The organism is Aquitalea pelogenes (assembly GCF_001515305.1).
GTDB classification, from domain to species: domain Bacteria; phylum Pseudomonadota; class Gammaproteobacteria; order Burkholderiales; family Chromobacteriaceae; genus Aquitalea; species Aquitalea pelogenes.
In genome coordinates this window covers 25,738-51,808 of the sequence record NZ_LNQV01000017.1, presented here as the reverse complement: position 1 = coordinate 51,808, position 26,071 = coordinate 25,738, and the positions used below count along the sequence as shown (strand labels likewise).

At 60.7% G+C, this 26,071-nt stretch carries 23 protein-coding genes, 2 pseudogenes and 1 riboswitch; of the genes and pseudogenes, 8 read left to right on the top strand and 17 right to left on the bottom strand.

Going from position 1 to position 26,071, the window contains the following annotated elements; genetic code table 11:
• Nucleotides 1-46 precede the first annotated feature (46 nt).
• The 9 genes and pseudogenes from AWT75_RS09345 to waaC all read right to left on the bottom strand — a co-directional run bounded on the left by AWT75_RS09345 (nucleotide 47) and on the right by waaC (nucleotide 9,379).
• Nucleotides 47-1,557, bottom strand: a pseudogene (locus AWT75_RS09345) (efflux transporter outer membrane subunit).
• A complete protein-coding gene (locus AWT75_RS09340; RefSeq protein ID WP_062788971.1) occupies nucleotides 1,457-2,554 on the bottom strand; it encodes an ABC transporter permease in 1,098 nt (365 codons plus the stop codon). The pseudogene AWT75_RS09345 and the gene AWT75_RS09340 overlap by 101 nt, the downstream one beginning before the upstream one ends.
• A gap of 1 nt (nucleotide 2,555) precedes the next feature.
• On the bottom strand, nucleotides 2,556-3,680 hold the full coding sequence (locus tag AWT75_RS09335; RefSeq protein ID WP_062788970.1) for an ABC transporter permease: 1,125 nt from the start codon (nucleotides 3,678-3,680) through the stop codon (nucleotides 2,556-2,558).
• Nucleotides 3,677-3,874 carry an ATP-binding cassette domain-containing protein gene (locus AWT75_RS22130; protein WP_204376915.1) on the bottom strand — a complete coding sequence of 66 codons (198 nt, stop codon included), beginning with the start codon at nucleotides 3,872-3,874 and terminating at the stop codon, nucleotides 3,677-3,679. The genes AWT75_RS09335 and AWT75_RS22130 overlap by 4 nt, the downstream gene beginning before the upstream one ends.
• Nucleotides 3,874-5,427 (bottom strand): ATP-binding cassette domain-containing protein, encoded by a 1,554-nt coding sequence (locus AWT75_RS09330; RefSeq protein ID WP_204376914.1) that lies wholly within the window; start codon nucleotides 5,425-5,427, stop codon nucleotides 3,874-3,876. Before AWT75_RS09330 ends, AWT75_RS22130 begins: the two co-directional genes overlap by 1 nt.
• Nucleotides 5,424-6,401, bottom strand: a complete 978-nt coding sequence (gene hlyD / locus AWT75_RS09325) for a secretion protein HlyD (protein WP_062788969.1) — start codon at nucleotides 6,399-6,401, stop codon at nucleotides 5,424-5,426. Before hlyD ends, AWT75_RS09330 begins: the two co-directional genes overlap by 4 nt.
• Nucleotides 6,398-7,042, bottom strand: coding sequence for a TetR/AcrR family transcriptional regulator (locus AWT75_RS09320; protein ID WP_062788968.1), 645 nt, complete (start codon nucleotides 7,040-7,042; stop codon nucleotides 6,398-6,400). Before AWT75_RS09320 ends, hlyD begins: the two co-directional genes overlap by 4 nt.
• A 124-nt stretch (nucleotides 7,043-7,166) precedes the next feature.
• Nucleotides 7,167-8,423 (bottom strand): lipid IV(A) 3-deoxy-D-manno-octulosonic acid transferase, encoded by a 1,257-nt coding sequence (waaA, locus tag AWT75_RS09315; protein WP_062788967.1) that lies wholly within the window; start codon nucleotides 8,421-8,423, stop codon nucleotides 7,167-7,169.
• Nucleotides 8,420-9,379, bottom strand: coding sequence for a lipopolysaccharide heptosyltransferase I (waaC, locus tag AWT75_RS09310; RefSeq protein WP_193394074.1), 960 nt, complete (start codon nucleotides 9,377-9,379; stop codon nucleotides 8,420-8,422). The genes waaA and waaC overlap by 4 nt, the downstream gene beginning before the upstream one ends.
• Before the next feature lie 509 nt (nucleotides 9,380-9,888).
• On the opposite strand from waaC, the pseudogene AWT75_RS09305 reads away from it, so the two are divergent.
• Nucleotides 9,889-10,646, top strand: a pseudogene (locus tag AWT75_RS09305) (glycosyltransferase family 2 protein).
• Nucleotides 10,647-10,823: 177 nt separating this feature from the next.
• Nucleotides 10,824-11,321 carry a GNAT family N-acetyltransferase gene (locus AWT75_RS09300; RefSeq protein ID WP_062788996.1) on the top strand — a complete coding sequence of 166 codons (498 nt, stop codon included), beginning with the start codon at nucleotides 10,824-10,826 and terminating at the stop codon, nucleotides 11,319-11,321.
• Nucleotides 11,322-11,350: 29 nt separating this feature from the next.
• On the opposite strand, the gene AWT75_RS09295 is transcribed toward AWT75_RS09300, so the two are convergent.
• Nucleotides 11,351-12,031 carry a hypothetical protein gene (locus tag AWT75_RS09295; RefSeq protein ID WP_062788966.1) on the bottom strand — a complete coding sequence of 227 codons (681 nt, stop codon included), beginning with the start codon at nucleotides 12,029-12,031 and terminating at the stop codon, nucleotides 11,351-11,353.
• 371 nt (nucleotides 12,032-12,402) lie between these two features.
• Here AWT75_RS09295 and AWT75_RS09290 point away from each other — a divergent pair, with 371 nt between their 5' ends.
• Nucleotides 12,403-13,617: a cation:proton antiporter domain-containing protein gene (locus tag AWT75_RS09290; protein ID WP_052693845.1), complete on the top strand. Its 1,215-nt coding sequence runs from the start codon at nucleotides 12,403-12,405 to the stop codon at nucleotides 13,615-13,617.
• A gap of 30 nt (nucleotides 13,618-13,647) precedes the next feature.
• Here AWT75_RS09290 and AWT75_RS09285 read toward each other — a convergent pair whose 3' ends face one another.
• The 5 genes from AWT75_RS09285 to AWT75_RS23470 all read right to left on the bottom strand — a co-directional run bounded on the left by AWT75_RS09285 (nucleotide 13,648) and on the right by AWT75_RS23470 (nucleotide 16,938).
• On the bottom strand, nucleotides 13,648-14,967 hold the full coding sequence (locus AWT75_RS09285) for a hemolysin family protein (protein ID WP_082086355.1): 1,320 nt from the start codon (nucleotides 14,965-14,967) through the stop codon (nucleotides 13,648-13,650).
• Nucleotides 14,968-15,080: 113 nt separating this feature from the next.
• Nucleotides 15,081-15,809 (bottom strand): uracil-DNA glycosylase, encoded by a 729-nt coding sequence (ung, locus tag AWT75_RS09280; protein ID WP_269429332.1) that lies wholly within the window; start codon nucleotides 15,807-15,809, stop codon nucleotides 15,081-15,083.
• A 141-nt stretch (nucleotides 15,810-15,950) separates the two neighbouring features.
• Nucleotides 15,951-16,280 (bottom strand): rhodanese-like domain-containing protein, encoded by a 330-nt coding sequence (locus tag AWT75_RS09275; protein ID WP_370302995.1) that lies wholly within the window; start codon nucleotides 16,278-16,280, stop codon nucleotides 15,951-15,953.
• A complete protein-coding gene (locus tag AWT75_RS23475) occupies nucleotides 16,277-16,549 on the bottom strand; it encodes a protein-L-isoaspartate O-methyltransferase family protein (RefSeq protein ID WP_275575728.1) in 273 nt (90 codons plus the stop codon). Before AWT75_RS23475 ends, AWT75_RS09275 begins: the two co-directional genes overlap by 4 nt.
• 116 nt (nucleotides 16,550-16,665) lie before the next feature.
• The gene (locus AWT75_RS23470) at nucleotides 16,666-16,938 is read right to left on the bottom strand and encodes a protein-L-isoaspartate O-methyltransferase family protein (protein WP_275575727.1); all 273 of its coding nucleotides are present in this window, start codon (nucleotides 16,936-16,938) and stop codon (nucleotides 16,666-16,668) included.
• 118 nt (nucleotides 16,939-17,056) lie between these two features.
• A riboswitch (TPP riboswitch) is annotated at nucleotides 17,057-17,204 on the top strand.
• A gap of 73 nt (nucleotides 17,205-17,277) precedes the next feature.
• Between AWT75_RS23470 and thiC the strand changes: the two genes are divergently transcribed.
• The 3 genes from thiC (at nucleotide 17,278) to AWT75_RS09255 (ending at nucleotide 20,373) form a co-directional block, all read left to right on the top strand.
• Complete coding sequence (gene thiC, locus AWT75_RS09265) at nucleotides 17,278-19,188, top strand: phosphomethylpyrimidine synthase ThiC (protein WP_062788965.1); 1,911 nt, start codon at nucleotides 17,278-17,280, stop codon at nucleotides 19,186-19,188.
• A gap of 358 nt (nucleotides 19,189-19,546) precedes the next feature.
• On the top strand, nucleotides 19,547-19,999 hold the full coding sequence (locus tag AWT75_RS09260; RefSeq protein ID WP_045845933.1) for a GNAT family N-acetyltransferase: 453 nt from the start codon (nucleotides 19,547-19,549) through the stop codon (nucleotides 19,997-19,999).
• Nucleotides 20,000-20,058: 59 nt separating this feature from the next.
• Nucleotides 20,059-20,373 carry an EthD family reductase gene (locus AWT75_RS09255; protein ID WP_045845934.1) on the top strand — a complete coding sequence of 105 codons (315 nt, stop codon included), beginning with the start codon at nucleotides 20,059-20,061 and terminating at the stop codon, nucleotides 20,371-20,373.
• On the opposite strand, the gene AWT75_RS09250 is transcribed toward AWT75_RS09255, so the two are convergent.
• Nucleotides 20,370-21,581, bottom strand: a complete 1,212-nt coding sequence (locus AWT75_RS09250; protein WP_062788964.1) for a winged helix-turn-helix domain-containing protein — start codon at nucleotides 21,579-21,581, stop codon at nucleotides 20,370-20,372. The two genes, AWT75_RS09255 and AWT75_RS09250, sit on opposite strands and share 4 nt — an antisense overlap.
• A 155-nt stretch (nucleotides 21,582-21,736) precedes the next feature.
• On the opposite strand from AWT75_RS09250, the gene AWT75_RS09245 reads away from it, so the two are divergent.
• Complete coding sequence (locus AWT75_RS09245) at nucleotides 21,737-22,018, top strand: DUF2789 domain-containing protein (RefSeq protein WP_231588828.1); 282 nt, start codon at nucleotides 21,737-21,739, stop codon at nucleotides 22,016-22,018.
• Between the two features lie 78 nt (nucleotides 22,019-22,096).
• On the opposite strand, the gene AWT75_RS09240 is transcribed toward AWT75_RS09245, so the two are convergent.
• A complete protein-coding gene (locus tag AWT75_RS09240; protein WP_062788963.1) occupies nucleotides 22,097-23,794 on the bottom strand; it encodes a methyl-accepting chemotaxis protein in 1,698 nt (565 codons plus the stop codon).
• 292 nt (nucleotides 23,795-24,086) lie between these two features.
• Here AWT75_RS09240 and AWT75_RS09235 point away from each other — a divergent pair, with 292 nt between their 5' ends.
• Nucleotides 24,087-26,063, top strand: coding sequence for a peptidase U32 family protein (locus tag AWT75_RS09235; protein ID WP_062788962.1), 1,977 nt, complete (start codon nucleotides 24,087-24,089; stop codon nucleotides 26,061-26,063).
• The last annotated feature ends 8 nt before the right edge of the window (nucleotides 26,064-26,071 follow it).

Genomic DNA, 26,071 nt, shown 5'->3' with positions numbered 1-26,071 from the left:
ATTTTTCCAGCATTAGCACCCACTTCCCGGCCACCAGCCGGGAGGCTTATCTGACATCCCCACCCAGGGTCTTGAACAGCGCCACCAGGTTTTCTGCCTGTGCCTGACGCGATGCCAGCCAGGCTTCGCGCTGCTGTGCCTCGGCCTGTTGTTGCGCCAATACCTCGGTTTGTGCCGCCTCGCCTACGTGATAGCGCTGGCGGGCAATCTCCAGCTGCCGCCCGGCAAGCTGCAGAGCGCTTTGCAGCGCCTGCTGCCGCTGAGCTTCCTGCTGGTAGCGCAGCAAGGCGGTTTCGGTATCGGCCAGCGCCGTCAGCACTTTTGCCGATACACCGCCAGCGCCGCATCCCGCGCCGCTTCACGCGCTGTCACCTGGTTTTTCAGCCGTCCGCCGGTAAACAGGGGCAGACTCAGTTGCGGGCCGACATTCCAGAAGCGACTGGCGGCGGCCGTGAGACTGCCTTCGTGGATGGAATCCCAGCCACCACTGCCCACCAGCACCAGCCGTGGATATTGTTCGGCCACCGCCACGCCGATATCGGCCGTGGCCGCCGCCAGTTCGCGCTCGGCCTGACGGATATCCGCCCGCCGCCGCAACAAGTCAGCCGGCATGCCCACCGGTGCCTGCGTGAGCGTGGCAGGGATGGGCCGTTCCGCTGCCAGCGTGGCCAGCAACTGGGACTGGGACTGGTCCAGCAATACGCTGAGGGCGGCCACGGCGGCACCTTGTGCGGTTTGCAGGGCTGGCAGCGCCGCTTGCAGGCTGGCTACAGCCGCACTGGCCTGGTTGAGCTCGCTGTCGGAAATCTCCCCAGCCTGACGTTGCAGCACAATCAAGCGCAGGTTTTCCCGCGCCGCTGCCAGCTGGTTTTCCAGATTGCGCTGGCGCGCCACCCAGCCACGGTAATCAATCACATTGCGTGCCACTTCCGCCGCCACCCGCAGCGCCACATCGGCCTGCTGTTCCTGCATGCTGTCCAGCCGAGCGCTGGCAGCTTCGCGGCTGCGCGCAGTATGGCCGAACAGGTCGATTTCCCAGCTGGCATCCAGTTGCAGGCGCTGGTCGTTAAAGCCGGTGCGCGGATTGGCAAACGGGATGTTGGCAAAATTTTCGCTATTGCGGCTGAACTGGTCGCGCCCGCTGCGCGCACCGGCATTCAGTTGCGGCCACAGCGCACTGTCCACCACACCCAGGCTGGCTCGTGCCTGCCGCACGCGGGCATCTGCCTGGGCCAGATCCGGGCTGGACTGCAAGGCCTGCTCCACCAGTTGGCTGAGCGCGGCGTCATCAAACACCGTCCACCAGCGCTGCAACTGCGGCTGATTGCTGCCTGCCTGATATTGGTACTGCGCCGGCAAGGTGGTTTGCGGCGCGTGGTAATCCGGGCCGACGCGCAGGCGGTGAGCGCCAGCGCCAGCCAGGGACAGAGCAAAGGGAAGAGGATACGGTGTGACATCAGTGACTCCTCTGCAGGAACATCCGGTAGGCCAGCAACAGGGTACCGGCGGCAATGGCCAGCAAGGGCCACAGGTGTGGCCAGGCCTCCGCCAGGCCATAACCCTTCAGGAAGATGCCCTTGACGATGACGATGAAGTGGGTGAGCGGGTCCACCGCGCTGACCATACGCAACGGCAGCGGCATGTTTTCCACCGGGGCCATGTAGCCGGACAGGATGACCGCGGGCGACATGAAGGCAAACGAGCCAAGAAAAGCCTGCTGCTGATTGCTGCTGAGAGCGGAAATCAGCAGGCCGAAACCCACCAGCGACAGCCCGTAGCACAGCATGGACACAATCAGCAGCCCCACCGTGCCGCTGAACGGCACCTGATACACCCATACCGCCGCCGCGGCAATGATGCAGCCCTGCACCAGCGCCACCAGCATGCCGGGCAGCGCCTTGCCGGCCATGATGTAGGCCGGGGTCAGCGGCGACACCAGCAGCTGTTCGAAGGTGCCTTCTTCACGCTCACGTGCCAGCGACAGCGCAGTCACCATCAGGCAGCCGATGGTGGTGATGATGGCCACCAGACTGGGCAGCACGAACCAGCGGTATTCCAGATTGGGGTTGTACAGGTTTTGTACCAGCAGCCGCGCCGGTGCGGCTTGCCGGCTGCGCTCGGCGGCGAACTGCTGCACCACTTGCAGCGCGTAGCCATAGGCAATCTGCGCGCTGTTGCTGCGTCGGCCATCAATGATGGCCTGCGCCGTCACCCCCTGGCCGCTGGCAAGGCGGCGCGAGAAATCCTGCGGCAGGCTGATGGCCAGCAAGGCCTGCTGGCGGTCTATCACCTGCTGCATGTCTTGCTGGCTGTGCAGCATCAGCACGTGCGGAAAGGCCTGGGTAGCGGCCAGCCGCTGCACCAGCTCGATGGATGCGGCACCGCCATCCTGATTGAACACCGCCAGTGTGCTGTTTTTCACTTCCAGCGTGGCGGCAAACGGAAACAGCAGCAGTTGCAGTAGCACCGGAGCGATCAGCAGGCGGCGGCTTTGCGGCGTGCGCAACAGCGCCTGCATTTCCTTGCGGATGAGGGTGAGCAGACGTTGCCACATCTCAGTTGCCATCCAGTCGGCGCGGTGTCCGCCAGGCGGTCAGCCCCAGCCAGAAGGCGGCGGACAGCAGCAGAAACAGCAGGTTGATCAGCAATACCGGCCAGATTTCGCCAGCCTGGAACAGTGTCTGCAAGGCGCTGACAAAATAACGCGCCGGAATCAGGTAAGTCACCGCCTGTACCGCCAGCGGCATGCTGCGGATTTCAAAAACAAAGCCGGACAGCATGATGGCGGGCAGGAAGGCCGCGGTCAGCGCAAACTGCGCGGCAATGAACTGGTTGCGCGTGGTGGTGGACAGCAACAGGCCCAGCCCCAGCGCGCTACCCAGAAACAGGCTGGTAACCACAAACAGCACCCACAGCGAACCGCGCAGCGGTACGCCCATCACCAGCGTGGCCACCAGCACGCACATGCTCATGGCGGCCATGCCCAGCAGGTAGTAGGGGATGATCTTGGACAGCAGCAGCTCGGCCCGTGTGACAGGGGTGGACAGCAGCGCCTCCATGGTGCCGCGCTCCCACTCGCGCGCCACCACCAGCGAGGTAAGCAGCGCGCCGATGATGGTCATGATGACCGAGATGGAACCGGGCACCAGATAGTTGCGGCTGACAGTAGTAGGGTTGAACCAGTAACGCGGCTGCACGCTCAGCGTGGCCGCTGGCGGCTGGCCGCTCTGGCGCTGGTTCAGCCACAGCTGGAATACCCCTTGCATATAGCTGGCAACAAAATTGGCGGTATTGGGCTCGGCCCCGTCGGTCAGCAACTGGATGGTGGCAGCACCCTGTCCCTGCCTGACCCTGGCGGAGAAATCGCTGCGCACAATCACTACCCCGCGCACCTCGCCCAGCTGCAATTGCTGACGCATGGCGGACTCGGAGGTGGACAAGCTGGCGGCGATATAGGGCGAGGCTTGCAGCGTTTGCACCAGACGACTGGCTTCTGCGCCGCCATCCTGCTGCACGATGCCCAGACGCACCCGGTTGGCATCCAGATTGATGCCGTAGCCGTAGATGAACAGCAGCAGCACCGGCAGCACGAAGGCAATCAGGATGCTGCTGGGGTCGCGCACGATCTGGTAGCTTTCCTTGCGGCACAGCGCAGCAAGGCGGCGCAGGCTGATACTCATGTGGCCTCCCGCAAGCGGTCGTCACGCTCCACCAGCGCGATGAAGGCGTCTTCCATACTGGGGTCGGGCAGATCGGTACTGATCACCATGGCCTTGAGTTCATCCGGCGTGCCACTGGCGATCATGCGGCCGCGATACACCAGGCCGATGCGGTCGCAATATTCGGCTTCGTCCATGAAGTGGGTGGTCACCATCACCGTGACGCCCTTGTCCACCAGGCTGTTGATATGGCTCCAGAATTCGCGGCGGCTGACCGGGTCCACCCCCGACGTCGGTTCGTCCAGAAACAGCAGCGGTGCTGGTGCATCAGCGCGCAGGCCAGTGCCAGCCGCTGCTTGAAACCCAGCGGCAGTTCGCCGGCATTCATGGCCAGAAACGGCTGCAAGGCAAACACCCGCACCATGTCGGCCACTGCCTCCCGCTGGCGCACACCGGACAGGCCGTAGATGCCGGAGAAAAACTCGAGGTTCTGCGCCACGCTGAGGTTGCTGTACAGGGCGAATTTCTGCGCCATGTAACCGATTTGCTGCCGCGCCTGGCTGGCGGATTTTTTCAGGTCCAGCCCCATCACCCGCGCAGCACCGCTGCTCACCGGCAACAGGCCGCACATCATCTTGAAGGTGGTGGATTTACCTGCGCCATTGGGGCCGAGCAGGCCGAAGATTTCCCCACGGCGGATGCGGAAATTCACATGGTCGGTGGCGACAAAATCACCAAAGCGGCGGGTGAGCTGTTCCGCCACGATGACGGCGTCGGCATCCACCCCGCCCGGCAATCGCGCTGGCGGCATGTGTTCGGCCAGCGGTGAATCGCCCCCAGGCCCGCCACCCAGCAAATCGATGAAGGCATCTTCCAGCCGTGGTTTGACCGCCTGCAGGCTGGCATCCGGCCCGGCATCCAGACTGGCAAGATCCGGCAGCTCGCCTGCCGTGCGCAGCACCAGCCGCACCGCGTGGCCTTGCAGCGCACCGTCTATCACCTGCGGGCAACGCAGTGCACGGCGCAATACCTGACGACGGTTGCCGGCAATGCCCTGCAACAGCAGGCTGCGGCCCTGCATGCTGTCCATCAGCGCCTGCGGGCTGCCGCTGTATTGCAGGCGGCCTTCGTGCATCAGCAATACTTCGCCGCACAGCTCGGCCTCGTCCAGATACGAGGTACTCCACAGCACCGCCATGCCGCCATCGGCCAGACTGCTGACCATGCGCCACAGCTCGCGGCGTGAGATGGGGTCCACCCCGACACAGGGTTCGTCCAGCAACAGGATGCGCGGCGAACCCAGCAGGGTGCAGGCCAGGCCCAGTTTCTGTTTCATGCCGCCGGACAATTTGCCGGCCAGCCGCTCGGTAAAACGGGCCAGATCGGTAAAGGCCAGCAGGCGCTGAAAACTTTCCTCCCGCACCGCGCCGGTGACGCCACGCAGATCGGCATACAGGGTGAGGTTTTCCAGCACGGTAAGGTCTTCGTACAGGCCGAATTTTTGCGGCATATAGCCCAGTTGTGTACGCAGTGCGTCACCCGCCGTCACCGGGTCCAGCCCTTCCACCTGCAAGCTGCCGCTGTCAGGCTTGAGCAGGCCGGCCATCAGCCGCAGCAGGGTAGTCTTGCCGGCACCATCCGGCCCCACCAGCCCGGTGATGATGCCACGGCGGATGTCGGCATCCAGCGCATGCAGGGCCGGGCGGCCGGCAAAGGCATGGCCCAGCGCGCGCAGGCGGATGGCGATATCGCTGTCTGCCGTACTCATGGCCGGGCCAGCTTCACCGTCACCGGCATGCCCTGACGCAAGGCGGCATCCGGCTGGGAGATGATGACGCGCAGGCGGTAAACCTGCGCGGTACGCAGGTCGGCGGTTTCCACATTCTTGGGGGTGAATTCCGCCGTGGGCGAGACAAAGCCCACCACGGCGGCATAGGGCTGGCTGCGGCCATCGCGATAAACCCACACCTTGCGTCCCGGCTGGGTCTGGCCCAGCTGGGTTTCGCCTACATAGGCCCGCACCCACACCGGCCGGGTGAGCGACAGGGTCAAGGTGCTGGCTCCGGCGGCCAGCATGCTGCCCGGCTCCAGCACGCGGGTGAGGATGATGCCGTCCGACGGTGCACTCAGCACGGTATCGGCCAGTTGCAACTTGGCGCTGGCCAGCTGGGCCTCGGCCCGTTTCACATTGGCGTCCACTTCGGCCACTTCCTGCGGCCGGTAGCCCTTGCTCAGTGCCTGGTATTGCTGTTGCGCGGCCTGATACTGCGCTTGTGCCTGCTCGCGAGCGGAGCGGGCGGCATCCAGCGCCTTCACCGCTGCGGCACCGCTGCCGGCCAGTTCCTGTTGCCGCTGCCAGGCAGCATTGGCATCGGTCAGCACGGCCTGGCGGGCATCCAGCGTGGCGCGGGCCTGTGCCACATCTTCCGCCCGATACCCCTGGTGCATCAGCGACTGCCGGGCCTTGAGTGCAGAGAGTGCCGCTTCGGCATCGGCCACGGCATTGCGTTGCGGGGCATCGTCCAGCCGGGCCAGAATCTGCCCGGCCTTCACCGTTGCGCCTTCGTCCACCAGCACTTGCTGCAGGCGGCCACCCACGCGGAAAGACAAATTCACCTCGCGGATATCCACATTGCCGGACAGCACCAGCTCAGCACCATTCTTGCCCTGCTGCCAGTGCCAGATACCTGCGGCCAGCAGCCCCAACACCAGCAGTCCCGCCACCATGCGTTTCTTGTTCATTGCGCCAGCTCCCTGGCACTGAGGCCTTTCAGGGCCCAGTGCAATCTTTGCTGCAAATGTTCCGGTTCCAGCGCATAGCTGGCCAAACCCTGCTCCAGCAGCGTGGGCAGGATGTGCTTGCCGCTGCTCAGCTGTTGCAACAACACCGGAAAACCCAGTGCCGACATCAGATACATCAGCTGGTGCAAGGGTGGTGCCTGACACAGCTGACCGGCCTGCTGCGCCTCGCTCAGGCATTGCAATAACAACTGTGGATGACGTGGTGCCAGATTGCGGATGAATTCCACCGCGGCCACCTCGCCCGCGCCGGCATCCAGCAGCAACTGGCTGATCACCCCGCCCTCGGCTTTGGCAAAAGCCACCAGCTGCAGCAGCATGGCCGACAGGCGGCTCAAGGGTTCGCCCTGCTGCTGCAGGCTGTCCTGCAATTGCCGGTACAAGGGCGCGTACCACAGCTCCAGCAGGGTGCTGACATAGTGCTGGCGGTTGCCAAAGTGATAGACAAAACCACCGGGATTGACCCCGGCCTGCTGGCAGATGCCCCGTACGGTCAACTGGCGCAGGCCATGCTGACGCAAGTGCTGCAAGCCATGTTGCAGCAGCAGGCTACGGGTGGGATGAGAAGCTGTTTCGCTGTTCATGCTGCCAATTTATACATGTGTATAAAAATGGCAAAGCAATATTCGGTAATGATTGATGCAGGACAGGAAATGGCTGGCCCGCCGTGGCGGGCAGGCAACAGCGGCCCATGGCCGGGCCGCGGTATCAGGCAGGCAGATGCGCCTGCAGTAACTGGACAATACGCTTGCTGGCACCACGGTGCGCCGCGGTAAACGCCAGCGCGGCACTGTGCATCTGCTGACGGCGGGCGTCGTCCTGCAACAGGCCCAGCACCTGCTGCACCAGAGCCGCAGCGTCTGCCACTTGCCAGGCAGCGCCAGCCTCCAGCGCCAATTCACTGGCCTGGGCAAAGTTGAACATGGACGGGCCAAACAAGACCGGCAGGCCGAGGCTGGCGGGCTCGATCAGGTTCTGCCCACCCAATGGCAGCAGGCTGCCACCGACAAAAGCCACATCGGCACAACCATAGTAGGCAAACAGCTCGCCCATGCTGTCGCCCAGCCACACGCGGGTAGCGGCAGCAATCTTGCTGTTGTCACTACGCCGTTGCACGGCAAAGCCCATGTCCTGTGCCAGCGCGGCAACGCTGTCGAAGCGTTCCGGGTGACGCGGCACCAGCAGCAGCAGGGTATTGCCCACCTCGGCCTGTTGCCAGGCCTGCAGGATCAGCTGTTCCTCGCCATCGCGCGTACTGGCGCAAATGAATACCGGGCGGCTGCCAATGCGCAGGCGAAACTGCGCTGCCAGTTCGGCCATGGCGGCTGGCGGGGTGAAATCGTACTTGGTATTGCCACAGACTTGCGGGGAAACAGCGCCCAATTGCTGCAAACGTTCGGCATCCTGCTGGCTTTGCGCAGCAATGGCCGTCAAATCACGCAAGGCCGGGCCAATCAGCCCCTGAATGCGGCGATAGCCACGCAGCGATTTTTCCGACAGCCGCGCATTGGCCAGGAAAACCGGCACGCCTTGCTGGCGCGCCGCATGCAGCAGATTGGGCCACAGTTCGGTTTCCATCAGCACGCCAAAGCGTGGCTGCCATACGGCCAGAAAATCCCGCACCGCACCGGGATAGTCGTAGGGCAGATAACGCACTTCGGCATCGGGGTAGAGCTGGCAGGCGGTATCGCGCCCGGTGGGGGTCATCTGGGTGAGCAGCAGCGGCGCATCCGGCCAGTGCTGGCGAATGGCCTGGATCAGCGGCAGGGCGGCACGGGTTTCGCCCACCGATACCGCGTGAATCCAGATGGCCCCGGTCGTCCGCGGCTGAGTCGCCTGGCCGAAACGTTCGTCCCAGTGCTGCAGATAGGCCGGTGCCTTGCGTGCGCGTTTTTTCAGATAATGGCGAATCAGCGGCGTGGCAGCCCACCACAGCATGGAATACAAGCCGCGCCGCCAGTTCATTGCATGTCCTTGCGCGCCAGCAATGCCTGATACACCGCTTCCACCGTCGGGCACTGGCCGATATTGCCCAGATTGGTCGCCCAGGCGGTTTCCACCACGCCGGTCTTGCTTGGGTCGGTATCGGTATAAATGGCCACCAGCGGCACATTCAGCGCATTGGCCAGATGACACAGGCCGGTATCCACGCCGATGACAGCGCGGGCATGGCCGAGCAAGCCACAGGCTTCGATCAGGTCCATGCGTGGTGCCACCATGGCCTGCGGCATGGCCGCGGCCAGGCGCTGTGCCCTTTGCTGTTCGGCAGCATTGCCCCAGGGAATGATCAGTTGCAGGCCATGTTGTGCTGCAAGTTTTTCACCCAGCGCAATCCAGTGTTGTTCCGGCCATTCCTTGGATGCACGGCTGGTGGCATGCAGCAGCACCGCGTATTCGCCTTGCGGCAACCAGTCTGGACGGGCTGCCGCCGGTACGCCAAAACGCGGGCTGCCTTCCGGCTGGTAGCCAAACACCTTGGCCAGCAGCAAACGGCAGCGTTCCACCGCAGACAAGGACCAGTCCACCCGGTGGGTCTTGTCGTACAACAGGCAGGCCAAGGGTTCGCGGATGCTGTGACGGTCGTAACCGGCCAGCGGGCCACGGCTGAGCTTGGCTGGAATGGCACTTTTCAACAGGCCCTGGCAATCCACCACCAGATCCCACTGTGTGGCTTGCAGCTGTTGATAAACCGCCTTCATTTCCGCCCGGGTTTCCGCCGCAAACAGGCGCTTGCGCCAGCGACGCCATGCCATGGGAATAACCTGCTCCACCGCCGGGTGCAAACGCGGGATGTCGGCAAAGTTTTCTTCGGCCAGCCAGCTGATACGAAGGTTGGGGTAGTGCGTTTTCAGCTCGGTAATGGCAGGCCAGGTGTGGATAAGGTCGCCCATCGACGAGGTACGCACGATCAGTACGTTCATCATGGCGCGCATTGTAACCGAAGCTTGCGCCAAACCGTTGTGATTAAGCTGGCTGAATCCACAGGCAAGTATTGTGGATAAACGCCTGTGAATAAAAATGTGCTGATTTATCCACAATCTGCCACCGTGTGGCCAGCCTGATTAATCCCAGTGCCATCAACAAGGCAAACTACTGACAGAACATGGGTTTTTCCGGGTTATCAACAGAAACGCTCTCCTCTCATTAGTCTCTTCATAATAAAATTCGGTTTAAGATAAATAAGGGAAGCAGCACAAAAATGCCTGCTCACAGGGTGGCATGGGCATGCGGCTGACAGCATGTGGATAAACCGGGTTTTCAGACTGGACGACAAGTTATCCACAAACCGTCATGGACAGCACAATGCGCTGTTCAACACCTTTTGCAGTAGCCTAAATCATTGAACAGACTGGTAAAAACAAGGTTATCCACAACAAATGACCTTCTTCTACCAGTTTCTTCCATATACATATGGGAATAACAAGAAAAGATGCGAGAGCCGCTCAGCGTTGTACTCATCACCAAAAATGCAGCTGCACAACTGGAAAAAACACTGGCCAGCGTGCAATGGGCAGACGAAATCGTGGTGGTGGATTCAGGCAGTACAGATGAAACCGTGGTGATAGCTTCTGCCTATAAGGCAAAGTTATCCACCAGGACTGGCTGGGATTCGGTCCCCAGAAGCAATTTGCCGTACAGGCTGCCAGCCATGACTGGGTATTGTGTCTGGATGCAGACGAATGGCCATCAGCAGAATTGACCAATCAAATCAAACAGATACTGAACAATCCACAGGCCGCTGCCTACCGTTTTGCCCGCAGCAACCGTTTCATGGGTCGTTTTCTGAAGCATGGAGAAGGTTATCCGGACTGGAGCTTGCGGCTGTTTGACCGACGTCAGGCACGCTGGTCGGATGATGTGGTGCATGAGTACGTGCAGTGCGATGGCACTGTGGAAAAACTGTCCGGCGACCTGATGCACGAATCGGGCGAGGACATTGCGCTTTACCTTACCAAGCAGAATCGCTACACCAGTTTGCAAGCCGAAATGCTGTATAAGCGCGGGAAAAAGGCGGGATGGAGCAAGCTGGTGTTCAGCCCGCTGTTGCGCTTTACCAAGTTTTACCTGGTACGCCGTGGTTTTCTGGACGGTTTGCCCGGACTTGTCCACATCAGCATTGGTTGCTTCAACAGCTATATCAAATACGCCAAGCTCAATGAGTTGCACCGGCTGGGCAAAAAATACTGAATCACCGCCTGTCAGGTGCAGTTACATGACCATGCCGGGGCATGAACACAGTTTTAAGCCGTTCTGAGCGTTCAGACCAATAATGAGCTGCTGACAGCACAGGAAGGCGGCAAACGGCCTTTCTGCGCTGTTGAAGCAGGAAACTGCATGGCACAGGGCATCGATGAGGGGAAAAACATGCAAATTCGTGCGGCCCAGCCTGCCGATCAGGCTGCATTACTGCAATTGATCATGAGCCATGGCCCGAATGACTGGAACTACCTGCCGCAACAGGGGGTGGAGCAGACACTGTCCGGCCTGGCCAGCGGAACCGTACAAGGCTTGCTGGCAGAACAGCAGGGCCAGTTGCTGGCGGTGATGCTGTTTGACCGCTCTGACGCCTACCCGGCACATCGTCCGGCTGACATCGCAGCCAGCGAGGCTGCTTTTCTGATTGAAGCGGTGGTAAGCCGTGAGGCGGCCGGTCAGGGCCTGGGCAGCCGTTTGTTGCTGATGGTATGTGAGGTATTGCGCCAGCAAGGCTGTCGCTGGCTGTGTGCGGACAGGCATCAGCAAAATGCCGGCTCGGCCGGCATGATGCAGAAGGCGGGTTTACAGGAGCTAGAGAGTTTTGCCGACCCGGAACGACGCTGGAGTGGTTCCCGCATGAGTACGGTGTGTGGCAGGCGCTTGTAGCCCCGCTGACGCCATATTGCGAGCCGTGCTCAGTACAACTTGCAGTTGATGCCGAGTACCGCTTGCCAGCCCGCGCTGTGGCTGGCCTGTTGATCTGCCATCCAGCGTGAGCCTGCACCCACATCCAGCGACCAGCGCGGGTTGAACGGGTGGTTCAGCATCAGCAGCAGATTGCTTTGTTCCAGATGCCAGCCACCACCAACGGCCTGGTGCCCCAGGCTTTGTGCCCGTTGTGTGTTGGCCAAGCTGGCCCAGCCCAGCAGGCTGATGCGCTGGTTGCGCCAGTTGCCCAGGGTGAGATCCAGATTCATCAGCAGCATCTTGCCCGGACTGCTATTGCCCAGCCTGTCGGCATAGCCGATGGACAGCGAGCCATCCTGCGGCAGATCCACACCATAGCGCAGCACACCCATCCAGTGGCTGGAATTGGCCCCCAGCTCCCACTGGCTTTCATTGGCGGCTGCCAGCGTCATCCAGCCGCCCGGCGCGGGCAGGCCCAGCCCGGCTTCACCTTGTTGCACGAACAGGCTGCCATAGGCGGTATCGTGGCGTAGCGACAACGAGGGTTGCAGCTTGCTGCCGGTGCCGGCATCCGTCTGGTACAGGTTGCCGTCCAGGCTCAGTGTCATGCTGTGTACGGGTTCGTCGGCAAATACCGACTGGCAGCAAAGCAGGGCGGGCAACAACATCAACACGGCAGGGCAACGCATGCAGGCTCCGGGGCTGGAAAGATGGGGATTGAAGGGGATTGCAAGTGCTCAGAGCATACGCTCCCACCCGGGTGCTGCAAACCGCAGCGCATGCAATGACAGGGGCAGAAGGGAGCTGGACAAGGCAGGATGACATGTCCGCATGACTGCATGCTGCTTGTTTTGTTACCAGAGCCTTTCCATGCTGGAAAATCCGCTACAAGTGGATGAATTCACAAGGATAAGCGCGGACTGGCAGACAAACTGCCAACATGAAATTTTATGCAAAATAAGTTAATTTTAATATTTTGCTGAAATTTTGATATTAAGTGGAACTACATCGATATTCCGGCAATCTGTCATGCATTGAAACTGGAATGGAGGGCTGAGCCATGCTTCATCATTCACCCCTGATTGCCACCATTGTCGGCAGTCTGGTATTTGCCTTCATGCTGGGCACGCTGGCCTTCCGCCTGCGTTTGCCGCCGCTGATCGGCTATCTGTGTGCCGGCATCGTGGCCGGTCCGTTCACCCCTGGTTTTACTGCGGACAGCCAGATCGCACCACAATTGGCGGAGATGGGCGTGATTTTGCTGATGTTCGGTGTGGGTTTGCATTTTTCGGTCCGAGACTTGCTGGCGGTAAAAACCATTGCACTGCCCGGTGCCATCGGGCAGATCCTGCTGGCCACCGTACTGGGGCTGGGCATGTCCCAGCTGCTGGGCTGGCCTGTGGGGGAGGGTGTGGTGTTTGGCCTGGCGCTGTCCACCGCCAGCACGGTGGTATTGCTCAAGGCCTTGCAGGAAAAGAATCTGGAACAGACTGACGATGGCAAGATCGCCATTGGCTGGCTGGTGGTGGAAGACCTGGTGATGGTGCTGACGCTGGTGTTGCTGCCCATCTTTGCCGGCGTGCTGGGTGGCAAGGGCGCGGATACGGTGATCAGCGGCAGCGCAGTGTTGTGGACCATCCTGCTGACGCTGGGCAAGGTGGCGGCCTTTGTCGCGCTGATGCTGGTGTTTGGCCGACGTTTTTTGCCATGGATGCTGGAGCGCATTGTCTACACCGGCAGCCGCGAACTGTTTCGCCTCGCCGTCTTGTCCACCGCACTGGGTGTGGCCTACGGCGCGTCCTTGCTGTTTGATGTGTCGTTTGCGCTGGGCGCATTCTTTGCCGGCATGGTGCTGGCCGAATCGCCACTGAGCCATCGTGCGGCCGAAGAATCACTGCCGCTGCGCGACGCTTTCTCCGTGCTGTTTTTTGTCTCGGTCGGCATGCTGCTCAACCCGTCGGTATTGCTGCATAACTTCTGGGAAGTGCTGGGAACGCTGCTGATCATCGTGGTGGGTAAATCGCTGGGGGCGTATGGCATCGTGCGCCTGTTTGGCCGTAGCCCGGCCACGGCGCTTACCATTGCCGCCAGCCTGGCGCAGATTGGCGAGTTTTCTTTCATTCTGGCCGGGCTGGGTATTGCGCTGGGTCTGATGAACGAACACAGCCATTCGCTGATTCTGGCCGGGGCCATTCTGTCCATTCTGCTCAATCCGCTGTTGTTCTTGTGGACCGAGCGCTACCGCAAGCGTCTGGAACCGCAGCCCGGTCAATAAAAAACCGCCCTCGGGCGGTTTTTCACTTTCTTAGTTGTCGTTCTGCTCCAGGCGGCTGGAGGGCAGCCGGCTGACGAGGATTTTGTCCACCCGGGTCTTGTCCATGTCCATCACTTCAAAACTGAAGCCTTGCCAGTCAAAGCGGTCTGCCGCTGATGGTACCCGGCCCAGCTGGAACATCATCACGCCGCCCAGCGTGTGGATATTGCCGGTGTCTTCTCCCGGCAGTGACTGATCAACCTCAAAATACTGGCGGAAGCTGTCCAGCGTCACCATGCCATCCACCAGATAGCTGCCATCCTCGCGCCGCACGATCTCGTCGTCTTCACCATCGGCATGGATGGAAGGCAAATCGCCCACCACTGTTTCCAGCACATCATTCATGGTGACCAGGCCTTCCAGTTCGCCGTATTCGTCCACCACCAGTGCCAGATGGGTGTGGGCCAGACGGAACTGTTCCATCAGCTGCATCAGCGTTACCGTGGCCGGAACGTAGAGCGGTATTTGCAGGTCGGCAATGAAATCCACGCTTTGCCCGGCCAGTACCCGGTCCAGCATGCGTTTGGTGTCCAGAATGCCCAGCACATGTTCCATGCCGCCCTTGCACACCGGGAAATGGCTGTAAGCGTGCGATATCAGCAGCTGGCGGTTGTCGTGTTGCTGGTCTTCGATATCAATGGAAACGATGTCCTTGCGCGGGGTCATCACCGCGGCAACCTTGCGATCGTCCAGCCGGAAGATGTTTTCCACCAGCTCCTGCTCGGCACGGTCGAAAATGCCTTCGTCCGCACCCTGTTCCATCAGCACCCGGATTTCTTCTTCGGTAATGGAGGGTTCATTGCTCTTGCGCGCGCCGATCAGTCGCAGCAGGGTGTCGGTCAGCCGTGACAGCAAGCGCACCAGCGGGGCAGCCAGGCGCGAGAGCAGCAGCATGGGCGGGGCCAGGGTGCTGGCGATGCCTTCCGGGTTCAGCATGGCCAGCCGCTTGGGCACCAGCTCGCCAAACACCAGCGACAAGGCGGTGATGGCGGCCACCATCAGTGCTACGGACAGCGGCTTGTTATAGGCATGCAGCTGCGGCAGGTTCATCTCCAGCCAGTCCTGCAAATGTTCGGACAGCGCCGCTTCACCGTACACGCCGGAGAAAATGCTGATGCTGGTGATGCCGATCTGTACCGTTGACAGGAAACGGGTGGGTTCCTCTGCCAGACGCAGTGCCGAGCGAGCCCCGCGACGCCCTTCTTCTGCCCATTGCTGCAGGCGGATCTTGCGCGAAGAAACAATCGCAATTTCAGACATGGCAAAGGCGCCATTCAGCACAATCAGTACAAACAGAAAGAAAATATCCACGATGGGCGGCGGGGAGGAAGATGACCCTTGCTAGCTTAGGGCAATGCTGACTGGCTGAAAAGCCGGGTTTTGCGCTGCAAGGTTGTGCTGGGCAACCCTGCAGCCATTCCGTATCAGAACAGGCTGTTCTGGCTGCTGGCGGGCATCCAGCGGATGGTGTCGCGGCCATGGGCAGCCAGCCAGGCATTGACCTGCGAGAAATGCCGACAGCCGTGAAAGCCTCGGCTGGCGGATAGCGGAGAAGGGTGCGCTGCAGTCAGCACCAGGTGGCGGCCGGTATCAATCCGCTCGGCCTTGGTCTGTGCCCAGTTGCCCCATAGCAAGAATACACAGCCGGGGTTTTGCTGGTTGACCGCATCAATCAGCGCGTCGGTGATGGCCTGCCAGCCCAGCTTGCCATGGCTGCCTGCCTTGTCCATTTCCACGGTCAGCACGCTGTTAAGCAACAGTACGCCCTGTTCGGCCCAGTGGGTCAGGTCGCCACTGGCCGGCATGCCGCCACCCAGGTCTGCCACCAGTTCCTTGTAAATATTGCGCAGGCTGGGCGGAATACGCACGCCGGGCGGAACCGAAAAGGACAGGCCCATGGCTTCTCCTGCTCCGTGATAAGGGTCCTGCCCCAGAATCACCACCTTGATGTCAGCCGGCGCCATGGTGCGCAGGCTGTTGAAAATGAGCGGCTGCGGCGGAAACAGCGTTTTGCCCTGACTGGCTTGCTGTTGCAGTTGCTGGTCGATCTGGCGCAGGCGGGCAAAGATGTCCGGCGTATTGAGGACGGCTTCCCAGGCCGGGTGTACCGGGGCCAGGGCCGGAGCAAGATAGGGGAGGGATTGCTGACTCAAAACGGATTCCATTTTGTCGGTTGATTGCCGGTTTGGATGTGGCAAACGGCGGCCGGTTCCAAAACAAAAGCCATTCCCGCTGGCAGGAATGGCTTGCTTGTGCTGCGATCTGTTGCTGCTGTCTGTACCGGACTGTCCGGCTCAGTAATGCGCCATGCCCGGGTCTACATCATTGGCCCAGGCTTCGACGCCGCCTTGCAGGCTCAGCACCTGTTCGAAACCGGCATTGGCCAGATACAGGCCAACCTGGAAGCTGCGTACGCCATGATGGCAGACGGTGACAATAGGCTGGTCATCCGGCAGTTCGCTCATGCGCAGCGGAATCAGGTTCATCGGGATGTGCAGCGAACCGGCAATGCTGGCCAGCTGCACTTCCCAGTCCTCGCGCACATCCAGCAACAACGGCTGTGCTGCCGTGCTGTCGGCGCGCCAGGCGGCCAGGTCGCGGGCGGAGATTTCGCGAATCATCAGAATACGAAACGTTCCGGCTCGATGGCTTCAGCCTTGGCCAGACGGGAAATACAGGTTTCGAACAGATTGGTTTCGCTGAAGCCGCTTTCGCTGACGCGCTTGATCAGCTTGCAGCTCATGGCCGGCAGGTCACCCACCACCACAATCATGCGGCCACCGACGGCCAGCTGGGCTTTCAGGGTTTCCGGCACCACCGGCAGCGAACCACCCACCACGATCACGTCGAACGGGGCTTGTTCCTTCAGGCCATCCAGGCCGTTGCCTTCCACCAGGGTGACATTGCCGATGCCGGCTTTTTTCAGGTTGGCGGCAGCGCTTCGCGGGTGGCGGCATTAATCTCGACGCTATATACGTGGGCCGGCCCAGGCTTGGCCAAGAGAGGCGGTCACGACGAGCCGCGCGTGCCGACTTCCAGAATCTTGTCTTGCGGCTGTACGGCGACATCCTGTGCCAGACGTGCTTCCAGCTTCGGTTGCAGCATCTTGCCGCCATTGGGCAGCGGCAGTTCGGTGTCGACAAAGGCCAGCTGGCGCTTGTCGGCAGCGACGAAATCTTCGCGTTTCACGTGAAACAGCAGGTCCAGAATCTTGGGGTCAAGTACGTCCCACGGACGAATCTGCTGCTCGACCATGTTGAAACGGGCATTTTCAAAATCCATCAGCTTACTCCGAAGGGCTGGCTGCCAGCAGCAGTCAATCGGTATCCCGAAAAACCGGCCGCCCGGACAGCGTGTCATGACGATAACTTGCGATTATCCCACATTTACCTTACCTTCACAGCATCGCTAGGGGTCCTGTGCGCTGTGTTGTGGTGTCCATATCCAGTCTGATTGTGGAATGTTGCCGCTTCATGTTGCACGGGTGAGAAATACCCTTGGAACCTGACCCGGTTAATCCCGGCGTAGGGAAGCGTCATCTGCTTGGTTCTCACCCCTTCCTTGCAGCCGGTCTTGCCGGATTTCGCTCCTTGCGCCGTTTCATCGCATGGAGGAAACCCGATGAACGCGCCCACCAAACTCAACGCAGCGATGACGGTAGATACTGCCGCCATCCAGCCCTTGCCCAATTCCCGCAAGATTTACGTGCAAGGCAGCCGTGCCGACATCCGCGTGCCGATGCGCGAAATCAGCCAGAGCGACACTCCCACCCAGTTTGGTGGCGAGCAAAACCCGCCCATCTATGTGTATGACACCAGCGGTATCTATTCCGACCCGGCCGCCAACATCGACATCCAGAGTGGCCTGCCTGCCTTGCGCGCTGCCTGGATTGCCGAACGAGCCGACACCGAGCAGCTGGCCGGCCTGTCCAGTGAATATGGTCGTGCCCGCGAGGCCGACAGCAAGCTGGACGACCTGCGCTTCAACCTGACCCGCAAGCCGCGTCGCGCTTTGCCGGGCAAGAATGTCAGCCAGATGCACTATGCGCGCCAGGGCATCATCACCCCGGAGATGGAATATGTCGCCATCCGCGAAAGCCTGAACCGCAAGGCCTATATCGAGAACCTGCAAGCGGCGGGTGGCAAGAACGCCAAGCTGCTGGAACTGATGACCCGCCAGCATGCTGGTCACAGCTATGGCGCTGCGCTGCCGGAGGAAATCACCCCGGAATTCGTGCGTCAGGAAGTGGCTGCCGGCCGCGCCATCATTCCGTGCAACATCAACCACCCGGAATCCGAGCCGATGATCATCGGTCGTAACTTCCTGGTGAAAATCAACGGCAATATCGGCAATAGTGCGGTAACGTCGTCGATTTCCGAAGAAGTGGACAAGATGACCTGGGGCATCCGCTGGGGTGCCGACACCATCATGGATTTGTCCACCGGCAAGAACATCCACGAAACCCGCGAGTGGATTCTGCGCAACTCGCCGGTCCCCATCGGTACCGTGCCCATCTATCAGGCGCTGGAAAAGGTGAATGGCAAGGCCGAGGATCTGACCTGGGAAATCTTCAAGGACACGCTGATCGAGCAGGCCGAGCAGGGGGTGGACTACTTCACCATCCACGCCGGTGTGCTGCTGCGTTATGTGCCGCTGACTGCCAATCGCATGACCGGCATCGTGTCGCGCGGTGGTTCCATCATGGCCAAGTGGTGTCTGGCGCATCATCAGGAAAACTTCCTGTACACCCATTTCGAAGAGATTTGCGAAATCATGAAGGCTTACGACGTGGCCTTCAGCCTGGGCGACGGCCTGCGTCCGGGCAGCGTGTGGGATGCCAACGATGCCGCCCAGCTGGGTGAACTGAAAACCCTGGGCGAGCTGACGCAGATTGCCTGGAAACACGATGTGCAGGTGATGATCGAAGGCCCCGGCCATGTGCCGATGCAGCTGATCAAGGAAAACATGGACAAGGAACTGGAGTGGTGCCACGAAGCGCCGTTCTACACCCTGGGCCCGCTGACCACCGACATCGCTCCAGGTTACGACCACATCACTTCCGCCATTGGCGCGGCGCAGATCGGCTGGTATGGCACTGCCATGCTGTGCTACGTCACCCAGAAGGAACACCTGGGCCTGCCCAACAAGGATGACGTCAAGGAAGGCATCATCACCTACAAGCTGGCCGCCCATGCCGCCGACCTGGCCAAGGGCCACCCCGGCGCACAGATTCGCGATAACGCCTTGTCCAAGGCGCGTTTCGAATTCCGCTGGGAAGACCAGTTCAATCTGGGCCTGGACCCGGACAAGGCGCGCAGCTTCCACGACGAAACCCTGCCCAAGGACAGTGCCAAGGTGGCGCACTTCTGTTCCATGTGCGGCCCGCATTTCTGCAGCATGAAAATCACCCAGGATGTGCGCGAATTCGCCGCCCAGCAGGGCATCAGCGATGAAGCCGCGCTGCAGAAGGGCATGGAAGTGAAGTCGGTGGAGTTTGTGAAGGGTGGGGCCAAGCTGTACGACAAGATCTGATCCTGTTCATCACCTGACTTATCCACAGGTCTGGAAAAAACGGCAGCTGCGGCTGCCGTTTTTTGTGTCCGGGTTTTATCCACAACCATCGGCGATGCGCGCAGCCTGCTGCTGGTGTTGAATCTGCATTGCAAGAAATAGTCGGCATTGCTGGACTTGCTGGTGTGCAGAATCAAATCCTTTTAATTTCAATGTGTTGATGAATTAATGCTGGCTGTGGATAAATGACAGCTCTGCATCTTGCTGTGGATAAGCAGCTTGCCACTTGGCAAAGTGGTTCCATCCATCTTGTGTTCACTGGCTCTGCCCATGGAGCCATAAGCCGTGCAGCATAATGGCTTATCCACAGGAGAGTGCCATGACCCAAGCCGTTTCCATCCGCCCGCTCGCCGCCGACGATTTTGCTGCCTGGCTGCCCTTGTGGCAGGGCTATCTGGATTTTTATCACAGCAGTCAGAGCAAAGCAGATACCGCCATTACCTGGCAGCGCTTTCTCGATGCGGCCGAACCGATGCAGGCCTGGCTGGCCTGGCAGGGTGAGCAGGCGGTAGGTTTGGTACATACGGTACTGCATCGCAGTAGCTGGACGCCGGGCAATTACTGTTATCTGCAGGATTTGTATGTACAGCCTGATGTGCGCGGCACGGGGGCCGGACGGGCGCTGATCGAGCAGGTGTATGCCTATGCGGCAGATGCCGGCTGCAGCCGGGTGTACTGGCTCACCCATGAAAGCAATGCCACGGCGCGCCAGCTATACGACCGGCTGGCAGAAAACCTGGGCTTCATCCAGTACCGCAAACAGGTAGGCTGAGGCTGGAGTGCCGGCTGCGATGCGATTATGCTGATGGCCTCACCACCAAGGACATGGTCATGATCAACGTCAGCATTCTCTATCCGTATAGCGCAACTGCCCGTTTCGATTTCGACTACTACCTGCAACAGCACATGCCGCTGGCCAGCAAGCTGCTGGCTCCGGCCTTGCTGGACATGCGGGTGGAGAAGGGCATCAGCGGCAGCGAGCCGGGCAGTACCCCCAGTTTCACCGCGCTGTGCCAGTTGCAGTTTGAATCGGTGGAGTCGTTTCTGGGTGCTTTCATGCCGATCGCGGAACAACTGCAGGGCGATATCGCCAATTACACCGATATCACGCCGCAGATCCAGTACAGCGAAATCCTGCTGGGTTAGCCTGTCTTCAGGTGTACGGCCAGTTCGCCCGGGCCCTGCTGCAACACCAGCTGTGGTGTGCCATGCCAGGCGGCCAGTTTGTGCAGCATGGCTGCCAGATCGCGGCATAGCTGTGCGGTGGGCCTGATGCCGGGTTCCAGATACAGCGCCTTGATTTCAAACACGCCTTGCTGACGGTGGGCCTTGGCATCCATGCGTCCCACCAGCCGGCCACGGTTGAGCAGTGGCAGCACGAAATAGCCAAAGCGGCGCTTGGCGGCCGGGGTATAGCATTCAATGCGGTAATCGAAGCCGAACAATTCGCTGGCGCGCTTGCGGTCCCACACCACCGGGTCAAACGGTGACAGCGCGGCGCTATGGCTGGATTTGAGCTTCCCTGCCGCAGCCTGTTGCAGCTCGGCCTGCAGGCTGTGATGGACGAAAACATCGTGCTGCCAGCCCTCGATGCGGGCGGGAATCAGCTCTCCCTCATCCGCCAGCTGGTGTAGCAAAGCGTCGTACTTGCCCCGACGCAGCCGGTAGTAATCCGCCACCCAGCCCGCCTTGACCACACCCAGCGCCCGGCAGCTGTTGCGCACCATGTCGCGCTGTGCGGACTCTATGCTGGGTAGATCGCGTGCGTCCTCCCACTCCGGCATCACCCGTTCTGCCACATCGTAAACGCGCTGAAAGCTGCGTCGCTCCTTCACCATCAACTGCCCCAGCGTGAACAGCACTTCCAGATGGCGTTTTTCCGGCTTCCAGTCCCACCAGCCATCCCCCTTGCCGCCACTGCGTTTGAAATCGGCAGAGCGCACCGGGCCGTGGGTGCGGATTGTCTGCAGCAGTGCGTCAACGGCCGGCTGGTGTTGTTCCAGCCAGCGCTGCGGGTATTTCCAACCCATTTGCGTTGGGTCCAGCATGCGGTGGCGCAGCAGGCGGTAATCCTCGCGTGGCACAAAGCAGGCTTCGTGCGCCCAGTATTCGAACAGCTTGCCCGCTGCCAGGCAGTCATCCAGCCAGACGGGGTCGTACTGCCCCAAACGGCTGAACAGCACCAGATAGGGGCTGCGCGCCACCACGCTGATGGTATCTATCTGCAGCAAGGCCATGCGGCGGATGGCGGCCAGCACATCGGCAGACGTGGCTTTGCGCCGTGCTGGCTGTAACAGCCCCTGGGCAGCCAGATTCAGAAGTCGTGCCTGGGCGAGTGAAAGATGCAGGGTCATGAGGGGCGGCGTAAGTGGTGGGTAAACACACTATATCAAGGCGGTGAGGGTGATGGGGCCCGTGCTGTTGGTGCTTTGCCATCTGTCGGTAGCAGGCAACAACCCTTGCGCTGCATGGGTGCAGTCTGCATTTGTGCATTGCATGCCGGTGTGAAATGGGGCCATCCTGCACCTCTGCACTGGAGCAAGAGGAAAACAAGATCATGGATACCGGCAAGCATCAGCTGGAACAACTATTCGCCCAGCTTGGGCTGGATAACGACGTCACCGCCATCAAGGTGTTTCTGGCCCGCCACTGGCTGGAGCCAGGCCAGGCATTACCCGAGGCGGCCTTCTGGAACCCGGCGCAGGCCGACTTTTTGCGTCAGGCGCTGGCCAGCGACGCCGAATGGGCCGAGGCGGTGGACGAACTGGCGGTATTGCTGAGCCAGAAATAAACCCCTGGCAAGTCAATCAAAGCGGGCAGTGACCAGATGGCGACTGCCCGCTTTTGCATGCGGCCCGCGGTGTCAGCTTCAGCGGGACAGGGCAAGTTGTACCGCACCGGCTGGTGGCTGCTGCTGACGTAGCGGCTGGCCGGCTTGCGGCAGGGTGAAATAGCTGATGGCGGCTTGCAGTTCGTGTGCCATTTTCTCCATGGCACTCGCAGAACTGGCGGTCTGATTGGCCGCGGTACTGGTTTCTTCCGACATCTGCGCCACTTGCTCCACATTGCTGGCAATGCCGCTACCGGCTGCCTGCTGTTCGGCCAGTGCCACCGAAATGGCACTTACCGACTGCTTGATGCTGTTCACATTGTCGTTGATGCGGCTGACCGTATCCCTTGCCTGACCGGCCTGACGCAACCCGGCTTCCATGCGTTCCACCGTGGCGTGCACATTGTTGATCACCAGTTCGCTGCTCTCCAGCATTTCGCGGATCATGCTGCTGATTTCGGTGGTGGACTGGCCGGTGCGCTCCGATAGCTTGCGCACTTCGTCGGCCACCACGGCAAAACCACGGCCCTGCTCGCCGGCGCGGGCGGCTTCGATGGCGGCATTGAGCGCCAAGAGGTTGGTCTGGTCGGCCACATCGCGGATCATCGCCACCACATTGGAAATCTTTTGCGAGCGGTCGCCCATCAGATCGGCCTGTTGCTGCGATTGCTGTGCCAGCTCGGCCACCGACTGGATGGTGCCCAGTGTTTCCACAATCACCTGTTCACCCGCTTCTGCCAGTTCACCGGACATGCGGGCATCCTTGGCCACATCCTGGGAATTGTCGCTGACCGAGCAAATGCTGACCGACAACTGTTCCACCGAGGCGGACATGGACGAGGCGGCCCGGGTTTGCTCTTCGGCACTGACCGCCACCTGTTCGGATGCGCTGGCCAGTTCGCTGGCATGCACGGTGAGCTTGCCGGTGATGCCGTCGATATGGCGCACCAGGCGGATCAGCTCTGTCTGCATGTGGGCCATGGACGTCACGATGCTGCCCTGTCTGGCTTGATCCGTTTGCAGCTTTTCCGCCAGGTTGCCCTGGGCAATGCGGCTGGCCAGCGCCACCACATCACGCGGTTCCCCGCCCAGTTCCGCCAGCAGGCGGCGGATGATGATGGTGGCCACTACTGCACCTGCGACAATGCCACCGAACATCAGCAGCAAGGACAGGATGGAGAACTCGCGGGCGTGTTGTCGGGATTTGGCAAAGTTTTCTGCCGCCACGCGCAGTTGCAGGTCGATCAGCGCATCGATGCGGCTGGAGATGGGGTCGATGGCAGGGTAGAGGCTCTTGTCGACAAATTGCTGCAGTGCTGTATGGTCGTGGCCTTGCACGATCTGGCGCAATTGCCGGATCTGTCCGTCGGCATTGTGCATGGCGGCTTCTGCGGCATCAGCCAGGCTTTTTTCTTCGTCGGTCAGGTAGGTGGCCCGATAGCTGCCCCATTGCTGTTTCAGGGTTGCCTGTGCGGCATCCAGCCCGTGCAGGAAGTCGCTGTCGCTCATGCTGCCGGCGCGCAGTTTGTGGGCGGCATCGACAATATTGACCGCATAGCTGTCACCAGCCTGTTTCAGCTGCTTCAGGCATACCACCCTGTCGTTGTAGGTGGTGGCAAAGTCGGCAAGGATATTCTGCTGGGTCAGCCAGCCAAAGCTGCCGACGCCCAGCGTAACCAGTTGCAGCAACAGGATGAGGGCAAACAGTTTTTGCCCTATGGTGAGTCGGTCCAGCATGATTAAACCCCTTGAAAGCACCGTGGCGCGGTGAGTGGTGTTATTGTGGTATTTAGTTTTAGCGTCCATTCTCATGTCATGCCAAGCGCTGTTTTGGCTTTAAGTAAGCGCACTTAGTAAGCCTGCGCAGCATGTCATCAGCCTGTCATTTCCCTTGCATGTTTCCTCAACATGGCTCCCGCCTTGCAATATGTTGCTGCTATCTATAAGCCACTGATTACGTTATAATTCCGCCCCTTCCTGCCACTGGTATTGCTTGCAGGAAAGCCCTTTTTACAAGTCAGGAATCGTCATGAGTCTGTTGTCGCACCAGATCGAGCTGCTGTCCCCCGCCAAAACTGCCGAAATCGGCCGTGAAGCCATCCTGCATGGCGCGGATGCGGTGTATATCGGCGGCCCCGGTTTCGGTGCCCGGCACAATGCCAGCAACAGCCTGGAAGACATTGCCAGCCTGACGCAGTTTGCCCACCGCTACCATGCGCGCATTTTTGCCACGCTCAACACCATCCTGCATGACGCCGAGCTGGAAGCCGCGCGCAAGCTGATCTGGCAGCTGTACGACGCCGGAGTGGATGCGCTGATCATCCAGGACATGGGCATCCTGCAGATGGACCTGCCGCCCATCCAGCTGCATGCCTCCACCCAGTGCGATATCCGCGATGCCGACAAGGCGCGCTTTCTGGCTGATGCCGGCCTGTCGCAGCTGGTGCTGGCGCGCGAACTGAGCATTCCCGACATCAAGCGCATTGCCGCCCGCGTGGGCGATGCCGCCACCATCGAATACTTCATCCACGGCGCGCTGTGCGTGGCCTTCTCCGGCCAGTGCTACATCAGCCATGCCGACACCGGCCGCAGCGCCAACCGCGGTGATTGCTCGCAAGCCTGTCGCCTGCCTTACACCCTGACCGACAAGGACGGTGGTGTAGTGGCCTTCGACAAGCACTTGCTGTCGATGAAGGACAATAACCAGAGCAAGAACCTGGAAGCGCTGCTGGATGCCGGTGTGCGTTCGCTCAAGATCGAAGGCCGCTACAAGGACGTGAGTTATGTGAAGAACATCACCGCGCACTACCGTCTGCTGCTGGATGAAATCATCGAACGCCGCCCGGAACTGGCGCGCGCCTCCAGCGGCAGCAGCGAAATCTTCTTTGCGCCGGACCCGGACAAGACCTTCCACCGTGGCAGCACCGACTACTTTGCCACCGGCCGCAAGATCGACATCGGCGCCTTTGATTCGCCCAAATTCGTTGGTGTGGCGCTGGGCGTGGTACACAAGGTGGGGCCGGACTGGCTGGAGATTGCCACCCCGGAAACCATGAGCAATGGCGATGGCATTAACTTCATGAAAAAGCGTGAAGTGGTGGGCATGCAGCTCAATACCGTGAAGCAGATCGGCCATGTGCCAGGCGGCGACCTGCTGTGGCGTTGCCAGCCGAATGATCCGGCTTTGCTGCAAGGGCTCAAGCCGGGAACCGACCTGTGCCGCAACCGCGACCACGCCTGGGAGCTGGCGCTGCTGAAGAAGTCCGCCGAGCGCAAGGTAGGCGTGTGGCTGACCCTGGACGAACAGGCCGACGGCCTGCGCCTGACCGTGACCGATGAGGATGGCTGTAGCGCCAGCGCCAGCGCGCTGCTGGCACTGGAACCGGCCAAGGATGCCGCCAAGGCGGAAAGCGGCCTGCGTGACAACCTGGCCAAGCTGGGCAACACCATGTTCGTGGCCAATGATGTGGCACTCAACCTGAGCCAGCCGTGGTTTGTACCCGCGTCCGCCATCAATGGCTTGCGCCGCGAGGCCATCGAGCAGCTGGAACAGGCTCGCCTGAGCGCCTGGGTGCGTCCGCCGCGCAAGCTGGCGGTGGAGCCGCCGGTGGAATATCCGGAAAAGACGCTGAGCTATCTGGCCAATGTCTACAACCAGTTGGCCTGGCAGTTCTACCGCAAGCACGGTGTGGAGGTGATCGACGCCGCCTACGAGGCGCATCAGGAAGAGGGCGAAGTCAGCCTGATGATTACCAAGCACTGCCTGCGCTTCTCCTACAATCTGTGCCCCAAGCAGGCCAAGGGCGTGAAGGGGGTGATGGGTCAGGTGCGCGCCGAGCCGATGACGCTGAAATCCGGCAATGAAACCTACACGCTGAAGTTTGAGTGCCGCCCCTGTGAAATGCATGTGATGGGCAAGATGAAAAAGCACATCCTGAAAGCACCGGCCCCCAGCGAAGTGCCGTATACCGCACCGCTGACTTTCTTCAAGCAACGTCCGCAATAAGGCAGGCA